General features: G+C 58.8%; 15 protein-coding genes. 5 read left to right on the top strand and 10 right to left on the bottom strand.

Annotation, left to right across the window (positions count from 1 at the left end):
- Positions 1–37: 37 nt before the first annotated feature.
- Complete coding sequence (locus IE071_RS01885; protein ID WP_189439484.1) at positions 38–742, bottom strand: class I SAM-dependent methyltransferase; 705 nt, start codon at positions 740–742, stop codon at positions 38–40.
- Positions 743–993: 251 nt separating this feature from the next.
- Between IE071_RS01885 and IE071_RS01880 the strand changes: the two genes are divergently transcribed.
- The gene (locus IE071_RS01880) at positions 994–1,824 is read left to right on the top strand and encodes a class I SAM-dependent methyltransferase (protein WP_189439483.1); all 831 of its coding nucleotides are present in this window, start codon (positions 994–996) and stop codon (positions 1,822–1,824) included.
- Between the two features lie 69 nt (positions 1,825–1,893).
- On the opposite strand, the gene IE071_RS01875 is transcribed toward IE071_RS01880, so the two are convergent.
- The 9 genes from IE071_RS01875 to IE071_RS01835 all read right to left on the bottom strand — a co-directional run bounded on the left by IE071_RS01875 (position 1,894) and on the right by IE071_RS01835 (position 11,701).
- Positions 1,894–3,105, bottom strand: coding sequence for a glycoside hydrolase family 99-like domain-containing protein (locus IE071_RS01875; RefSeq protein WP_229792699.1), 1,212 nt, complete (start codon positions 3,103–3,105; stop codon positions 1,894–1,896).
- Positions 3,106–3,182: 77 nt separating this feature from the next.
- Positions 3,183–4,445, bottom strand: a complete 1,263-nt coding sequence (locus tag IE071_RS01870; RefSeq protein WP_189439482.1) for a class I SAM-dependent methyltransferase — start codon at positions 4,443–4,445, stop codon at positions 3,183–3,185.
- Between the two features lie 8 nt (positions 4,446–4,453).
- Positions 4,454–5,485 (bottom strand): glycosyltransferase family 2 protein, encoded by a 1,032-nt coding sequence (locus IE071_RS01865; protein WP_189439481.1) that lies wholly within the window; start codon positions 5,483–5,485, stop codon positions 4,454–4,456.
- Positions 5,482–5,967 carry a GNAT family N-acetyltransferase gene (locus IE071_RS01860; protein ID WP_189439480.1) on the bottom strand — a complete coding sequence of 162 codons (486 nt, stop codon included), beginning with the start codon at positions 5,965–5,967 and terminating at the stop codon, positions 5,482–5,484. Before IE071_RS01860 ends, IE071_RS01865 begins: the two co-directional genes overlap by 4 nt.
- Before the next feature lie 2 nt (positions 5,968–5,969).
- A complete protein-coding gene (locus IE071_RS01855) occupies positions 5,970–7,076 on the bottom strand; it encodes a DegT/DnrJ/EryC1/StrS family aminotransferase (RefSeq protein ID WP_229792698.1) in 1,107 nt (368 codons plus the stop codon).
- Complete coding sequence (locus IE071_RS01850) at positions 7,073–8,065, bottom strand: class I SAM-dependent methyltransferase (RefSeq protein WP_189439479.1); 993 nt, start codon at positions 8,063–8,065, stop codon at positions 7,073–7,075. The genes IE071_RS01855 and IE071_RS01850 overlap by 4 nt, the downstream gene beginning before the upstream one ends.
- Positions 8,053–9,558, bottom strand: coding sequence for a lipopolysaccharide biosynthesis protein (locus IE071_RS01845; RefSeq protein WP_189439478.1), 1,506 nt, complete (start codon positions 9,556–9,558; stop codon positions 8,053–8,055). Before IE071_RS01845 ends, IE071_RS01850 begins: the two co-directional genes overlap by 13 nt.
- Positions 9,559–9,563: 5 nt before the next feature.
- Positions 9,564–10,646 (bottom strand): GDP-mannose 4,6-dehydratase, encoded by a 1,083-nt coding sequence (gene gmd, locus IE071_RS01840; protein WP_229792697.1) that lies wholly within the window; start codon positions 10,644–10,646, stop codon positions 9,564–9,566.
- A gap of 200 nt (positions 10,647–10,846) precedes the next feature.
- Positions 10,847–11,701, bottom strand: coding sequence for a glycosyltransferase family 2 protein (locus IE071_RS01835; protein ID WP_189439476.1), 855 nt, complete (start codon positions 11,699–11,701; stop codon positions 10,847–10,849).
- A gap of 313 nt (positions 11,702–12,014) precedes the next feature.
- Here IE071_RS01835 and pilB point away from each other — a divergent pair, with 313 nt between their 5' ends.
- The 4 genes from pilB (at position 12,015) to coaE (ending at position 16,764) form a co-directional block, all read left to right on the top strand.
- Positions 12,015–13,736, top strand: coding sequence for a type IV-A pilus assembly ATPase PilB (pilB, locus tag IE071_RS01830; RefSeq protein ID WP_189439475.1), 1,722 nt, complete (start codon positions 12,015–12,017; stop codon positions 13,734–13,736).
- 141 nt (positions 13,737–13,877) lie between these two features.
- Entirely contained in the window at positions 13,878–15,152 is a 1,275-nt protein-coding gene (locus tag IE071_RS01825) for a type II secretion system F family protein (protein ID WP_189439474.1), read from the top strand.
- A gap of 137 nt (positions 15,153–15,289) precedes the next feature.
- Positions 15,290–16,147, top strand: a complete 858-nt coding sequence (locus IE071_RS01820; RefSeq protein WP_189439473.1) for a prepilin peptidase — start codon at positions 15,290–15,292, stop codon at positions 16,145–16,147.
- A complete protein-coding gene (gene coaE / locus IE071_RS01815) occupies positions 16,144–16,764 on the top strand; it encodes a dephospho-CoA kinase (protein ID WP_189439472.1) in 621 nt (206 codons plus the stop codon). The genes IE071_RS01820 and coaE overlap by 4 nt, the downstream gene beginning before the upstream one ends.
- Positions 16,765–16,779: the final 15 nt, after the last annotated feature.

Here is a 16,779-nt window from a genome sequence, read left to right as displayed (position 1 = left end):
GCTGCGCCAACGTTTGGCCCAGCGTCAATCAAGATGCTCAGCGCCGTCGCGCATGAATCTCGTATCCCGAACCCAGCGCGCCCCAGTCCGGTGTCACCCATGAAACCACCCTCGCAAACACATTGACGGTCAGCACACCGAGTGCAACCAAAGGCACTCGCAAATAGTCGAACCATCTCCGTCGCTCGTAAAGTCCGCCGACGAGGGCGAGGCAAAGCAGCAACGCCGCTGCATGCACTGCATGTCCCAGCTTTTCCATACGGACTATGTCGAACCCGGCTGCGTCAAGATCGCGCCGCAATCCATATTCCGTCAAACGCTGAAAATCATACGGCGCGTCATGGATCGGATACATGAACGGCATGCTGAAGATCATCACGCCTCCGGACTTCAACACCCTGGCAAACTCGGCCAATGCAGCCTGCGGATGACTGACATGTTCCAGCACTTCCAGGCAAACGACAGCGTCGATGCTCGCGTCAATCAACGGCAGCCTTGCCGCATCGGCAAATATGTCTGGTACTGCCGCATACAGCCCCTTCCCCGTCATCGGCAAATCTAGGCCGATGTATTGGGCACCTGCCAAGCAGCGGGATTCGACCCACCTGTCTGCACAGCCCACATCGAGTACCTTGCCGGCTAATCCGGCAGTGTCCGACCTCAACGTCTGTACTGGAAGCAGCCACTGCGGGTGGCATGGGGTTCGTCTGATGTACTTAGCAATTGTTCTGATTCGGCGCATGGAATTGTCCGTTTGCAGCCGAATTGCCTGATCGAACCCCAGGCAACGCGGAAGTCATCGAGCCCGGATTATATGTCTCGCGGGCAAGACTATTGATAGAAATTCATCCAGTGCATCCGACTCACCCGCTAGTCACAATGCCGCCAGTTACCCCGTCGTATATGCGACTTCGGTTTCCTGCCGTCGGTCCGATCTGTCAAAATCATCCACCGGCATCTCTGCCGCTTCATCCATAAGGAAAATCCAAGGATATGAATACCCTTTCGGACGAACAGTGGCTGGCTGCGAACCTTGACCCACACACATACAGAGAAAAGTCAAAAATCGACATCCCAGGGTTGCCTCCCTCGGATGTACAGGTACGTTTCACTGGCATGCACGGCAACGCCAACCTGAGACAGGCATTTGATTTCTACAAGTTCGCTCTCCAACATATGCCGACGGCCAGCGTTGGGCGCTATAGGTTGGTCGACTTCGGCGGTGGCTGGGGTCGTGTCACGCGCTTTTTCTTGAGAGAAGTGGATGCCGACCGCCTGCTGCTGCTTGACTGTCTCAGCGATGCAGTCGAGTGCGCACGTAGCTTGAAGCCCCCTTTCAATGTGGTGCATACCAATGCGCAACCGCCGCTGCCGCTGGAAATGGCTTCCGCGGACTGTTGCATAGCGTTTTCCGTATTCTCCCATCTCAGCGAGAAAGCTTGCATCGGCTGGATCCAGCATCTCGGCGAACTGCTGGTGCCGGGTGGAACCTTGATCTTCACGACCCGCGGCAAATGGCAAATCGAAAGACTCCGCCTGCACAAACGACTCGGCTTCATCTACAAGCTGCTTCGACGCGGCAACGTGCATGAGCAAGTCACATCGCACGCCAGCCTTGATCAGATCGAGCAACGTTATGACGATGGCCTGTTCCAGTTTTTCCCCACGGGCGGCGGTGGCGAATTGACCGAGGATTTCTACGGGGAAACGTGGATACCCGAGCAATGGATGCGGGAGAAGTACAGTTCGCTCGGCTTCCGCCGCTGCGAGTTCTTTCAAGAGCAGTCGAGCATCACCCAATGTACATTCGTACTGACAAAGTGATGAAATTCGACTCGCGCATTGCTCCATACATAGATCCCGCCTCACGTCCGATGTAGGCCACTTGCGCCTCTAATCCTTCAAAATAGACCGGGTATGCCTGTCAAGGCACTCTTTGGTAGCCTCCAAAAATACCGTACCGTGCTTGCTATCGGGCTCAAGGTGACATCCTTCAGCCCATTCATTCCACGCATTGATGAACACCAGTCGTGACCCAGGCGGGTACGCGGAAACGCGACCGAGCGCATCTTCTAGCCAGCGCACGTATTGCGCCGGCGAATGGTTCTGGATGATCGTTGCGGCCACCTTTCTGGCACTGTTATCCCATGAAGGGAACACGCACGGAAACGTCGGGTGCGTGCGTGATGGAATCCTCTCAATACTGGCATCAACGTAAGCTGCGTAGTTGACCACGGTGTTGAGGTGTCCCTGCGCCAGCCACTTGCTGTTGCGCAATGCGTCGTACCAGCGCCGCGGCAATACCCGCCGAGCCAGCGACACGGCATGGCCAGTCGCATTCCTGACAGCAGGAAAATGCTGACGGTTCGGTTCGAAGTTCACGATGGCATCGAAGCCCGATGCGAGCATCGCCTCGTCGTCAAGCGTCGAGAAACCGGTGCTTACCGCACAGAAGAAAGGTTCCGCCGAGCCCTCCCTCCTGCAGTAGTTCTTCCATTCATCTAGCACCTTCGCAAGCTCGGGAATGCTCTCGGGCCGATAGATCAGGAACAGTGGGCGACCGTTGACCCGGATATAGCGGCGATCGTCGAATACCCGGGCCAGCCACGCAATGTGCTGGTCATGGTCCTCGCTCGAATACTCCTGACGAATCAGTACATCATGCTCACGACCACTCCATGTCCGAGACCAAGTCTCATTCGCCCAGCACAGACAAAACGGAAAATCCGGCTTGCCCGAGGCGAGCATCTCGTCCAGCGGACGGCCAAGCAGGCGTCGTCCCGAGAACCAATAGTGGTAGTAGCAGAAGCCATGAATGCCAAAGCGCTCGGCCAAGGCCGCCTGCGCAATCCGGGCTTCTTCCAGGCGCAGGTCGTAGAAACCCAGCGCGCCAGGCAGATGCGGCTGGTAATGTCCTTTGAAACGGGGCGTCGCCGAAGCCACATTCGCCCACTCCGTAAAGCCGTCACCCCACCAGAGATCGTTCTCGGGTATGGGATGAAACTGCGGAAGGTAGAAACAGACAGCGCGCGCAATGGCATTCATTGCAGCAGCATCCGCACCGGATGATCCCTCGATCTGCGGCGAAGCGGGGATATGGCTCACTCAGGGTCTCCCGCGGAATGCGATCCGTGCATTGACCCAAACAGGCTGAGACTCAGGCATACAACCTGCCGACCAACTCATTCGCCGACCTCTGCAACCTGGACGACCTCGAGTTTTGGCAATGGGAACAATAGCCGCATTCCGGCAAATCGGGCATTCCCAAGGAAGAAAGCCCGGAAGTGCCAGGGCAGCACGACGAGATAATCGGGCTTCGAGGCGAGAACTTCTGACTCCGGTCGAATCGGTATCCACGTACCTGGCGTATAGCAGCCATACTTTTCAGGATTGACCTCGCCGACCACGGCAACCGCACCGGAGTCTAGGCCACAATACTGAAGTAATACGTTGCCCTTGGTCGACGCGCCCAACGCGGCCAGCTTGCGACCTTCGCGGCGGGCCCGATCGGTAAAATCCCGTAGTTCCTGTCGGGATGCGGCAACCCGCGCCGCGAAGGCCTGGTAGGGCGCCAGCGTATCGAGTCCCAGGTCGACCTCATGCTGCAACACACGTACAAGATCGTTGCTCTCGGGCAACCCGGATGCCGTCTTGGCGACCGTCACCGAAAAGCTCCCTCCGTTGATATCGTTGAATTCGACATCGATGATTCGGAAACCAGCCCGGTCGACCATCCACTTCACTTGGCGCAATGCGTAGTATTCCAGGTGCTCATGGCAGACCGTGTCATAGGCATTCATCTCCAGCATCGCTGGCATGTAGCTCTGTTCGAACACCCAGACGCCATCGTCGGCCAGCACCTCGTGAATCTCGCGCATGAATTGCAGCGGCGATTCCAAGTCATAGAGCATCGAGAATGAAGTGACCACCCTCGCCTGCTTGCCGGGGCGACTTGCATGCACCACGGCGGCCGAGAAGAAGTCCGCCACCAGATCCACATGATCTGGGTAGTACTCGCGAAATTTTCGCGCAGTGGGATCGATGCCGAGCAAATCCAGCCCTGCTGCAGGGTAGGCCGCCAAGGTGGTGCCGTCGTTGCTGCCAATATCCAGTACCAGATCGCCCTCGTGCAGATCCACCCAATGAGCGATGCGACGGACTTTCTCGCGCAGATGCAACACCATGCTCTGGTTGAGGCCGGAACGATACCCGTAGTTGTCGCCGTACATCTCCCCGAGATCGAAAGAGTGTTCCAGCTGCAGCAAACCGCAAGCCTGATCGCCCATGCATTTCACTAGGCGAAGCGGACCAATCGTGACGCACTCATCCCGAGTGCGTGGAAATACTCCGGTAAGCATCTGTTCGCCGAGGTCGAGCACAGGGGCGAGTTCGGTGCCACCGCAGATGCGGCAACAGCTGATGACAGTATACGAAAGAGAGGACATTCAGGTGTTCATCCGGAAGAGGACGTCCGAAGCTTGATGGCGACGCGCATCGCCTCATTCAACGTCTCGACGAAATAGCGGGGATCGACGTGTTTGAAGCGACCGTAGAGCCGCGCCGGCCAGTACAGAAGTCCTAGTGGAATGCGAGCGATAACGCGCGCAATCGCACGCTTCCACGGTGGCCCGAGGCGATCACGCACCGTCTCAAACTCGCGCATTGAATACCGGCCGAACGCACGTTGCAACAGGAGTACTCGTAGGAGCCGCCACGGCTCACGAGGAGTGACGGCTTGTTTCGCGGTATCCGAGATGCCGTCAAAGGACCACAGCAACTGCGGCCATCGCAGCATGAAGATATCGAAGGCCCTCGCGTTCCACTGCCCATTACCGTTGCGGATCACGATCAGCGGTTCGGCAACTACAACCGCTGTACCGGGGACTGGCGCACGAAACAGTACGCCGACATGTACGAAACCGGTACCGAAGTAAGTGTCCGGATGACGCGCCAGCCACAACGACCGACGCACAATGACAGCGCCGACGAACGTCAAGTGCACAACAACGCTACAGAAAAAGTCGTCCCACTCGGCCGCCGTGAATACGCGATCATGCTTGAAACCGGGACGCGACACGACAAGAACTTCGCGCAGCTGCAGGTCCCGCACCTCGCAACTCAGGATGGCAATGTCGTGCCCCGCGCGAATCTGCGAAAGGACGCGCGCAACCGCACCCGCACGGAGGACGTCGTCATCGGTCATCAACCAACAGTGGGTGCCAGCCGAGATTTCCACGGCGTAACTGCAATCGCGATCGAACCCCGTATTCGATGCGATAACATCTTCGCCACGCCGGATGTACCTAATGCAGGAGTGGCGCTCGACGTAACGCATGACCACGACCTCGGTATCATCCTTCGATCCGCCGTCGACGATGACGATTTCCACGCCTGATTCTAGCTGCGACACGATGCTGTCGAGCGTCTCGCCGATGAAAGCAGCACGGTTGAGCGTAGGAATGCAGATGCTGAGTTCGATACTCACGTCGCAACCCTATCGAAAGTTTTGAGGCCAACAAGCAAGCGCTCATCGCCTTCGTCCGGAGTTAGGCGATACCCGCGACGCATATACATTCTGCATGCGTGGACGTTTACCTTGTGAACACGCAAGCGCACGGCCGGGGCACCACGATGCCGCGACATTACCTCAAGGTATTCCATCATCAGGCTTCCGAGCCCAGCCGACCGCGCGGCCGGATGAACGGCGATACCAAGACTGGGAATGACGTAGCCTTCGTCCCACCCTCGAAGAAGCCCATACGCAAGCACATTGCGCGATTGCACAAACAGATAATACAGATCAGTGCCAGCGTTGCGCGCTAGCGAGCGTAGCGTCGATTTATCCCACCTGTGCGGGTGGAAAAAAGCGTCGTCGCCTTCCTCGTCCAACGCCGCAAAGAAGCGTGCGAGACCACATTCCCACCCTGGCCGGAAGGCGATGCACTCAATCGCAGTCGTTTCGCTCATGATCAGTGCGCGAGCGACGCCAAGGCGTCGCAAATGCGATGGATGCGAGGCGCGTCGAGGGTCGGGCTCGAGGGCAGAACAAGGATAGACGACGCCAGCGCTTCGCTCACAGGCAAACTCTGGGGTCCGTACAGATGCGGCATCGCACTGGCGGAATAGAATCCCGGGCGTGTCTCGATACCCAGCACTGACAAGCCATCCATCACCGCATCCCGGCCTTGTGGATACTTGGCCGCATCCAAGCGCACGCCAACCGCCCACATCACGGGCGAGACATCCATTTCGACGGTCTGCATTGTGAGTCCCGGCATCGACTGCAGGCAGGTCCGGTAAGCTTCATAGACTTCAGCTCGCTTCGCAACGATGCGGTCGATTTGTTCAAGTTGAGCACAGCCGATAGCCGCCTGAAGGTTGGTGAGCCGGAAATTGTGGCCTGCAACCTCGTGCAAGTAGCGAGTTCGCGCCACGCCATGGCTTCGATAGAGCCGCATGCGCTCGGCGAGTGCGTCATCGGACGTGACGACAGCGCCACCCTCGCCCGTGGTGATGGTCTTCGTGGCATGAAAGCTGTACACACCCAACCGCGCGAGCGTGCCGGACATGCGTCCACGGTACGTCGAGCCGATCGACTCGGCGGCATCCTCGATCACGAAAATGTTGCGATCACGCCCCAGTTGCAACAGCGGTTCGAGAGCACACACGTTGCCATACGTATGCACCGGGACGATTGCACGCGTCCGCTCGGTCACCAGCGGAGCAACGGTGTCAACGGTCATGTTCCAACTATCTGGATCAACGTCAGCAAATATCGGCGTGGCGCCTACCATTAGCGCCATGTTGGCTGCTGCCATGAAGGCAAACCCGGGGACGATAACTTCGTCACCCTCACCGATACCCATACCCAGGTAAGCAAGGTGCAGCGCGGCAGTACCGTTCGCTACAGCAAGAGTTTGTGGTGTTTTCGCGAAACGCGAAAAGTCACGTTCGAGACGGTCAACATAGGGACCGCCAGATATCCACGTGGAGCGCAAAGCATCGACTACGTACTCCTCTTCCCGACCCCACAGAGTAGGTTCGGCCCACGGAATTGCATTGTTCATGCGCGTCATGGCTCTTCAGTCACTGTCGGTTTCGTGAACTCCATGGCCACAACCCCCATGCCAGGTAGATTAGCCACATTATCGCGGTACGCGTAGGTCTTCGCCGTTGAGTACGGCTCGCGCCAACGTGGATAATGCGAATTCGTCCGCTTGGCGTAGACGTCTGCATCGTAAGCGCCAGGGTTGCGTTCGGCATAGATGGCCCGGCTCACCGGCTCGCCGGTGACGGCAAACAGCGCCTGTAACCGTGCCTCATCGTAATAACGCTGCCAGAAAACAAATCCTTCATGGTCGTGCTCGAGCAACCCATATTCGTCGACATTCGTGAATTCATCAACGGCATTGTGTGAGCATGGCACTGATAGCAACAGGCGACCACCCGGCTCGACGCGGCCCCACATGATACGTAACGCCTCGATATCCTCGACAATGTGTTCGAGTACCGACATGCACACGACCAGGGAATACTTCGACGCATCCACCGGGAGCGCGTCGATACGAAGCTCCAGGAAGCGGCAGCGCGCATCGACCTGCAACGCCTGCGCAAGCGAACTCGTACGGGCGAGGTCCTTTTCATCGGGATTCAGCAGATCGGCCCGCACCCACTGATCACTGCGCAGAAGCAGAAGCGTGAACAAACGCGGTGATGAGACGTCGAGCACGCGAGCAGGCTGCAGCGCCTGTGCTCGCCGCCAGAAGAAGTCCATCTCGAAATACCTGACTGAATCCATTGGTGCAACGATGCAGTGATATGCATCTGCGAGATGTCCACGCACAAACAGAAGACGCACACCAACTTCAAAGCATTTCCACCGGAACCGCAGACCAGGCACGCCGCGAACTGCGCCTGCTACCCAATAAAACGGGAATGCGGCAAGGCCAAACAACAGATAGGCAACACGTTGGAATCCCTGCAGCGCTGGCGCCGATGGCGGAAAACACAAACGTCGCTGGCGCACGGACGCATTTTCCACAAAAGGCTCGCTCATTTCGGACATGACCTGCGTTGAACTCCAAGAAACGCCCGCGCCCATTGGCGCGCAAATGGACTGTATAGCGCGCCAGCGACGATTCCAATGCAGCCGGCGAATATCCCGACGAGCGTATCGATCCACACCGACGCGTTGATCGCATCACCCAGCCACGCGCCCACCAGCGCCGGAACTAAGGCGAGCAGGAGCGGCACCGCGATGTCGCGCGAGATCCACCTGACGCCAGCGAATTCGGCGATCCTCTGGCCCGTTACCACCGTGCCGACGATGACATATAGGACGCTGAGCATTGCCCACGACAGCGCGCCGCCAATTGCACCTTCACGCGTGACTAGCCAGACGATGGTCGGCACCGCCAAGGCCAGCAGCACCGTGTTGATCGTGAATGGAATGCGTGGCCGCCCGCTCGCGATCTGAAGCGCGTATGGAAAATACATGATGCCATTGAGCGCGGAACCGGTAGCCAGCAATGCAACGATTGGCGCTACGTCCAACGCGACATCCGGCCGGCCAGTCCACAAGGTCACAATCGCTCGAGTATGTAATGCCAGTCCTAGCGCAAGCGAAAACACCACTGCCGCGAACATGCGACTCGTATCTGAGTAGAAACGGGCAAGAGACGATTGGTCGTTGCGCGCGAGCAACGTGGTGAATTTCGGATAGATCACGCTGAACACTGGGCCGATTACGATCTGAATCCCGCTTACCAGCAGAACCGCGAGCATGTAATGACCAAAGGATTCGAGATTGATGAGATTACTAAGCAATACCTTGTCGAGCTGGGTGAAGAACAGCGAGGTGATGGCAACACCGCCCATCCAAGCCGAAAATCTCCATACCCGTCGCAGGTCGCCAAAGTCGCATGGCGCATCCCGCTCACCGATGACATGCCGCGCGACGTTGCGTATGACCATCGCGTACAGCAAGCCAAATGCTGCTTGCACAAGGAAGAACACGAGAATACTGCGTGGGCCGAATGCGAGAACGCAGATCGTCGTCACGGCTGCAGCGATGTTGATCGTGATGCTCACTGCACTGGAAAGCGAGAGACGATGCGCACCGATGAGTGCGCCGTTGTACAAACTTATCGGCCAGCGGCATGCGAGGTTAAGGCCCATCAACGCAACCGCCTGTACGACTGTCACCTCGGGCAACTGCTTTGCCTGCAGCCAGTGCGCTCCGATCCACGGCGAAGCCAGCGCAACGAAAGTGGCTATCGCGAACGCGACACCGAGGTAGACCACACCCAGCGTCCGCAGCAGGGACGCGGACCGCCGTTGTTCGCCGACCTCGGCGTTGTGCGCTATTTCGCGGCTGACGGTGGGTGCGAGCCCAACATCAAGTACCTGCAATACCGCCTGCAGCATTGCGTAAAAGCCGATCAATCCATAGGCTTCCATGCCGAGATAGCGTAGATAGAACGGCAGTGCGAGGATGTTGATCAGCGCAACAACGACCGAGTTGGCCATTGCCGCTGCCATGTTTTTAGCAATGCGCATTAATGCTATTCGTTGAAGTCGTCGGCGCGATAGCCGTGTTTGGTAACGAGGGCATCCCGCTGTGCAGTACGTAGATCAGCTTCTGCCATTTCACGAACGAGCTCGTCGAATCCGGTGGTAGCCTCCCAGCCGAGTTCAAGCTTCGCCTTGCTAGAATCGCCGAGCAACGTGTCAACTTCCGCTGGACGGAAGTAGCGCGGGTCGACGGCTACGATGACGCGTCCGTCGACATCCAGACCCTGTTCGTCCAAGCCTGTGCCGCGCCAAACTATCGGGATTTCCAGCTCGCGTGCTACCGCAGATACAAATTCACGCACGCTGTGCTGGATACCCGAGGCGATGACATAATCGTTTGGCTGGCCCTGCTGCAGGATCAACCACTGAGCAATCACATAGTCACGAGCGTGACCCCAGTCGCGGCGCGCATCGAGGTTGCCAAGGTACAGGCACGATTGCAGGCCAAGCTTGATGCGAGCTAGACCACGGGTGATTTTGCGCGTAACGAAATTCTCCCCGCGGACCGGCGACTCGTGATTGAACAGGATGCCATTGCTCGCATGAATTCCGTGAGCCTCGCGGTAATTTACGGTAATCCAGTACGCATAGAGTTTGGCAATTGCATAAGGAGATCTCGGGTAAAACTGCGTAGTTTCACGTTGCGGCGTCTCCCGTACCAAGCCGTACAGCTCCGACGTCGATGCTTGATAAAAACGTGTCCGCTGCTGCATCCCAAGAATGCGAATCGCTTCCAATACGCGCAGCGTACCAAGCGCGTTGGTGTCCGCCGTATATTCCGGCTGCTCGAACGATACTGCCACATGGCTCTGGGCTGCGAGGTTGTAGACCTCATCCGGCTGAGTCTGCTGCATTATCCGAATGATGCTTGATGAGTCCGTGACGTCACCATGATGAAGAAAAAAACGCACATCAGATTCATGCGGATCACGATATAAATGGTCGATACGCTTCGTATTGAATGATGAGGCGCGGCGCTTGATGCCATGCACTTCGTAGCCCTTTCCGAGCAGCAGCTCCGCCAGATAGGCGCCATCTTGCCCGGTGACCCCAGTGATCAACGCTCGCTTCATCAAACTCTCCGGATAACTGCATTCTTGCGTCGTGTCTTCGGATCGGCCCGGTGAACCGTAATGAAACCAATACCAGAATCTCGAATTCGGTATTCCGCCCAATCGTTCTGGCCACTATCCCTTTCAGAAACAGATTCGTCATGCACTGTAGCGAACGCTAAAGCAAAGAGCTTCTTAATTGTGTTCTTCAAAGCACGACCTCACCTGTCACGTCGATAGGTAAGCGCGGTGATCTGCTCTGACACCAGTCCGATAAGGAACACAATCACCGCCGCACTCCACAGCAGCGTACTGCCGTTGGTGAGCCTTCCGTCGTGTAAGAAGGTCCAGCCGTAATTCGCGCAACCAAGCAGGAAAAACAGCGCACTGGTGGGTACAAACAACTTCAACGGCGAATACAGCGTGGCGATCTTGAAGATGATCAGCAGGAAGCGTAGGCCATCCCGCATAGGTTTGATGTGGCTCTTGCCGACACGCTGTGCGGCCTTGATCGGGAAGTACGCAACTGGGTAGGCACTGCGAAAGAACGCCATGGTGCTGGTGGTGGGATAGCTGAAGCCGTTCGGCAGTAGGTGTAGGAATTCGCGAAACTTGTCCGCACGCACGGCGCGGAAGCCGGAGGTCAGGTCGAGTACTGGGTGGCCGGTCATGCGGGTAGCCAGCCAGTTGTACAAGGTGTTGGCGAGGCCTCGCCCAACACCGGCCTGGCTGTTCCAGTCACGGGCACCGACCACCATGTCGTAGCCGCTGTTCAATTGATCAAGCAGGCGGACGATGTCGGCTGGATCGTGCTGACCGTCGCCATCCATGAAGATGAGGATGCCGCCGGTGGCCGCTCGCGCGCCACGCTTGATCGCCGCACCGTTACCCATTGAATACGGCGAGGACAGGCATTCGACACCGCTACTTCTGCAGATACTGCGGGTATCGTCGGTAGAGCCGTCGTCGACCACGATGATCTCGGCTTCGGGGTGCGCAGCGCGCAGGCGCGGCAGCAGTGCGGCCAGCGCGGACGCCTCGTTTTTGGCGGGCAGGATGATGCTCAGGCGATTCAACAGATGGCTCCCTCGGGTGATCTGGGATCATAGCGTGAAGGCTGGGTGCGGGTTGAGGATGAGTTGGGGATTTGTGCTTTTCTCCCTATCCCTGTTCACTGCGAAGCGCTTAGGCAACGTTGCGCTTGGCGTGAGATTTACCCCCTCCAAACCTCCTTCTGCTTGCAGGGGGAGGCACAAAACACTAAAGGGCCAGCACATAAAAACTTTGTGCGCCGCATCATCCAGGCGGGTTCCGGGTGCAGGGAATGGATGACCTGCGGGCTGGACTGCGGTAGATTCAACTACATACAGGGGCAAGGTCGAGTAGGTTATGTCATCTCAGTTACAACCGTCGCTCGCAGGTCTGTCCGGCATGGCGCGCCGCTTGGTATCTGAAGGGGTGCTGCCGGAGGCCGATGTACGCAAGGCGATGGCCGATAGCAGCCAGCAGAAAGCCTCGCTGGGCGTCTGGTTGCTCGATCATAATCTGGTCGACAGTGGCCAGTTGACCCAGATCGCCTCGGCCGAATTCGGCATGCCGATGATGGATGTGGCGGCACTGAATCCAGCAACCATGCCGCTGGATCTGATCAGCGAAGCGCTGATCACCAAGCACATGGCGCTGCCACTGTTCCGACGCGGCAAACGGTTGTTTGTCGGCATCGCCGACCCGATGCAGTCGCATGCGCTGGACGAGATCAAGTTCCACTCCAATTGCATGGTGGAGCCGATCCTGGTCGAACGCAGCTCGCTGCAGCGGGTAATCGAGGGCCTGCTGAACAGCATGCGTGACACCATGCCCGACATGGGTGGTGGGGATCTGGACGGCCTTGAGCTCGAGGTCGGCGACGACGAAGTCGAATCGACCGGCATCGACGCGAACGCCAACGACGACGCGCCGGTGGTGAAGTTCGTCAACAAGATCCTAGTCGACGCGATCCGTCGTGGCGCTTCGGACATCCACTTCGAGCCGTTCGAAACGCAGTATCGGGTGCGTTTGCGCATGGACGGCATGCTGAAGGCCGTGGCCAGTCCACCAATGAAGATGGCCAACCGCATTGCCTCGCGTATCAAGGTGATGGCGCAATTGGATATCGCCGAGAAGCGCGTACCGCAGGACGGCCGCATCAAGCTCAACCTGTCCAAGACCCGCGCGATCGACTTTCGTGTGAGCTCGCTGCCGACCCTGTTCGGCGAAAAGATCGTGCTGCGTATCCTGGACGGTTCATCGGCCAAGATCGGTATCGAGAAACTCGGCTACGAGCCGGAGCAGCAGAAGCTTTACATCGACGCCATCCACAAACCATACGGCATGGTGCTGGTTACCGGCCCGACCGGCTCGGGCAAGACCGTGTCGCTGTATACCGGCCTGAACATGCTGAACACCGCCGAGCGCAATATCTCGACGGTGGAAGACCCGGTCGAAATCCGCGTCGAGGGCATCAACCAGGTGCAGCAGAACGTGAAGCGCGGCATGACGTTTGCCAGCGCCTTGCGCTCGTTCCTGCGCCAGGATCCAGACGTGATCATGGTCGGCGAAATCCGCGATCTGGAAACTGCGGAGATCGCGATCAAGGCCGCGCAGACAGGCCATATGGTGCTGTCCACCCTGCACACCAACGACGCCGCGCAGACCATCGCGCGCCTGATGAACATGGGTATCGCGCCGTACAACATCACCTCGTCGGTCACCCTGATCATCGCCCAGCGCCTGGCGCGACGCCTTCACGAGTGCAAGAAACCCATGGACCTGCCTCCGGCCGTGCTGCTGGCCGCGGGTTTCAGTCAGGCCGACATCGACGCCGGCCTGACTGTCTATGAAGCTGTCGGTTGCGACGGTTGCAACGAGGGTTACAAGGGCCGCGTGGGTATCTATCAGGTGATGCCGATGCTGGAGGACATCCAGAAAATCATCCTGCAAGGCGGCAATGCGCTGCAGATCAGCGAGGTGGCCAAGGCCGCTGGCGTAAATGACCTGCGCGCGTCGGCCCTGCTCAAGGTGAAGAATGGACTGACCAGCCTGACCGAAATCGATCGCGTGACCAAGGAATGAGCCGCGGAATGGGACATCCGTAGCATCGAACTTGCGTCAGACGCCACGGTTTACTGCCGCAGAAATGACATAAGCTGTACGAATAGCTCGCCAGTCGCTGACTTGGGCGGCTCCGGGACTAAATAACAGGGGGAAGAGCGCATGGCCACGGCTACCGCAAAGCTAAACGCAGACAAGACACGTGCGCTCGGCGCGCAACGTGCCGAGGTCAGCAAGCTGACCACCTACGATTGGGTGGCGCTGGACAAGCGCGGCAAACGCATGAAGGGCGACATGCCGGCGAAGAACGCCTCGCTGGTCAAGGCCGAATTGCGTCGCCAGGGCATGAACCCGCAAACCGTGCGGGAGCGTTCCAAACCGTTGTTCGGCGCCACCGGAAGCACAGTCAAACCGGGCGACGTCGCCGTCTTCAGTCGCCAGATCGCCACCATGATGGCCTCCGGCGTACCGATGGTGCAGTCGTTCGACATCATTGCCGATGGACAGAAGAACGTCCGCTTCAAGAACATCCTGCTCGATGTGAAGCAGAACATCGAGGGCGGCGCAGCACTGCATGAAGCGCTGGGCCGCTATCCGGTGCAGTTCGACGAGCTGTATTGCAATCTGGTGCATGCTGGTGAGACGTCGGGTGTGCTGGATACTGTGCTGGACACCGTGGCGACCTACAAGGAGCGCACGGAAGCGATCAAGAAGAAGATCAAGAAGGCGCTGTTCTACCCGATGATGGTGCTGGCGGTGGTATTCATGGTCTGCCTGATCATGCTGCTGTTCGTGGTGCCTGTATTTGCCAAGACCTTCCAGGATGCCGGAGCGCAGCTGCCTGCACCGACCCAGATCCTAGTCAATGCCTCCGAATTCATGCAGAGCTACTGGTTGGTGGTGATTGTCGTTATCGGCGGCAGTATCGCCGCACTAGTCATCGCCAAAAAGCGATCGGTGAAATTCGCCCACTTCCTCGATCGGATGGCCTTGAAGATGCCCGTGATGGGCAACATCGTGCGCAACTCGGCGATCGCCCGTTTCGCCCGCACGCTTGGTGTGACGTTCCGAGCCGGTGTGCCGCTGGTCGAGGCCCTGGACGCGGTGGCCGGCGCCACCGGCAGCGTGGTGTACGGTGATGCCGTCAAGCAGATGCGCGACGACATTTCGGTGGGCCACCAGCTGCAGCTGGCGATGAAACAGACCAACCTGTTCCCAAACATGGTGGTGCAGATGACCGCGATCGGCGAAGAATCCGGCTCTCTGGACAACATGCTGTTCAAGGTCGCCGAGTTCTACGAGGAAGAAGTCAGCAACGCCGTCGACACGCTGTCCACCCTGCTTGAACCGATCATCATGGTCGTGCTCGGCACCCTGGTCGGCGGCATGGTGATCGCCCTGTATCTGCCGATCTTCAAGCTCGCCGGCACGTTCTAGGCTACCGAATGCACGATACAAGAGCGGCGGGCATTGCCCGCCGTTTTTTTGTTGTAGGCGTCTCCCAGATCAAGTCCGGAGGTGCGCTCCTACACGAAGCACCGTACCCTACGGGGACCAAAACACAAGGCTGACACATGCCCGACCTCCCCTTTGCCCTGTGGATCGCCTTGGCCGGTGTGCTCGGCCTGCTGGTGGGCAGTTTTCTCAACGTGGTGATCCTGCGCCTGCCCGAGCGCATGGCGGCGGACTGGCGGCGGGAGGCGCATGATGTGCTGGAGCTTGAGGCTGATACAACACCGCTGCCGCCAGGCATCGTGCGCGAACCTTCGCACTGCCCGCAATGCAAGCACCCGTTGTCGGCGTCGGACAATATTCCGCTGTTCGGTTGGCTGCTGCTGCGCGGGCGCTGCCGTTACTGCAAGGCGAAAATCTCGATCCAGTATCCGCTGGTGGAATTGCTCAGCGGCGTATTGAGTGCCGTGATCGTGTGGAAATTCGGGCCATCGTGGGCCGCGCTGGCGGGGCTGGCGCTAACCTGGACGCTGATCGCGCTGTCCGGCATCGACTTTCGCACCCAGCTGCTGCCCGACCAACTGACCTTCCCCCTGCTATGGCTGGGCCTGTTGCTGGCACTGCTGCCGATGTTCGTCACCGCGCCCTCGGCGATCATCGGGGCTGCCATCGGTTACCTGAGCCTGTGGAGCGTGTACTGGGTGTTCAAGTTGCTCACCGGCAAGGAAGGTATGGGCCACGGCGATTTCAAATTGCTCGCCGCACTCGGCGCATGGATGGGGCCGGTGTCGTTGTTGCCGATGATCCTGCTCTCCTCGCTGATCGGCGCGCTGCTCGGCGGCATCCTGATCGCATTGCGCAAGCATGAGCGAGAAATCCCGATACCATTCGGCCCCTTCATCGCCGCCGCCGGCTGGGTCTGGTTCGTCGCCGGTGATGGCCTGCTGCAGGGCTATATGCAGCTGACCGGCCTGCGATGAACGAACACCCACATGCCGTGGTGATTGCGTTGACCGGCGGTGTAGCTGCCGGCAAGACGGCAGTGGCACGGCGCTTCGAGGCGCTCGGCGTATCTGTGCACGACGCCGACGTGGCCGCCCGCGCAGTGATCGAGCCAGGTACGTCAGGTCTCGCTGCCGTGGTCGATGCGTTTGGTGTCGGCGTACTGGACGACGCGGGGCGACTGGATCGCCCAGCCATGCGCCGACACGTGTTTTCCAACCCCTCCGCACGCGAGGCGCTGGAGGCGATCATTCACCCTCGCGTGCGCCAGTGGCTGCGCGAGCGCGCACTGGCCGAACGTGGACCGTATTGCCTGCTGGCGATTCCGTTGCTGGCTGAAAACATCGCGCACTATCGCTGGGTCGATCGCGTGCTGCTGGTCGATGTGCCCGAATCGGTGCAGATGGCACGCTTGATCGCACGCGACGGCATCGACGAAACGCTGGCCCGGCGCATGCTGGCCCAGCAGGCCAGCCGCGCCGAACGACTGGCACTGGCCGACGACGTGATCGAGAACAGTGGCGACGAATCCGCGCTGGACCACGCCGTCGCCGAACTGCATCAGCGCTACTTGGCCTTGGCCAATGCGCGCTGACACGGGTCTGCGCTG

This window comes from Rhodanobacter panaciterrae, from assembly GCF_014651895.1.
In the GTDB taxonomy this organism is placed as follows: Bacteria; Pseudomonadota; Gammaproteobacteria; order Xanthomonadales; family Rhodanobacteraceae; genus Rhodanobacter; species Rhodanobacter panaciterrae.
This window is presented reverse-complemented; position numbering and strand designations above follow the sequence as displayed.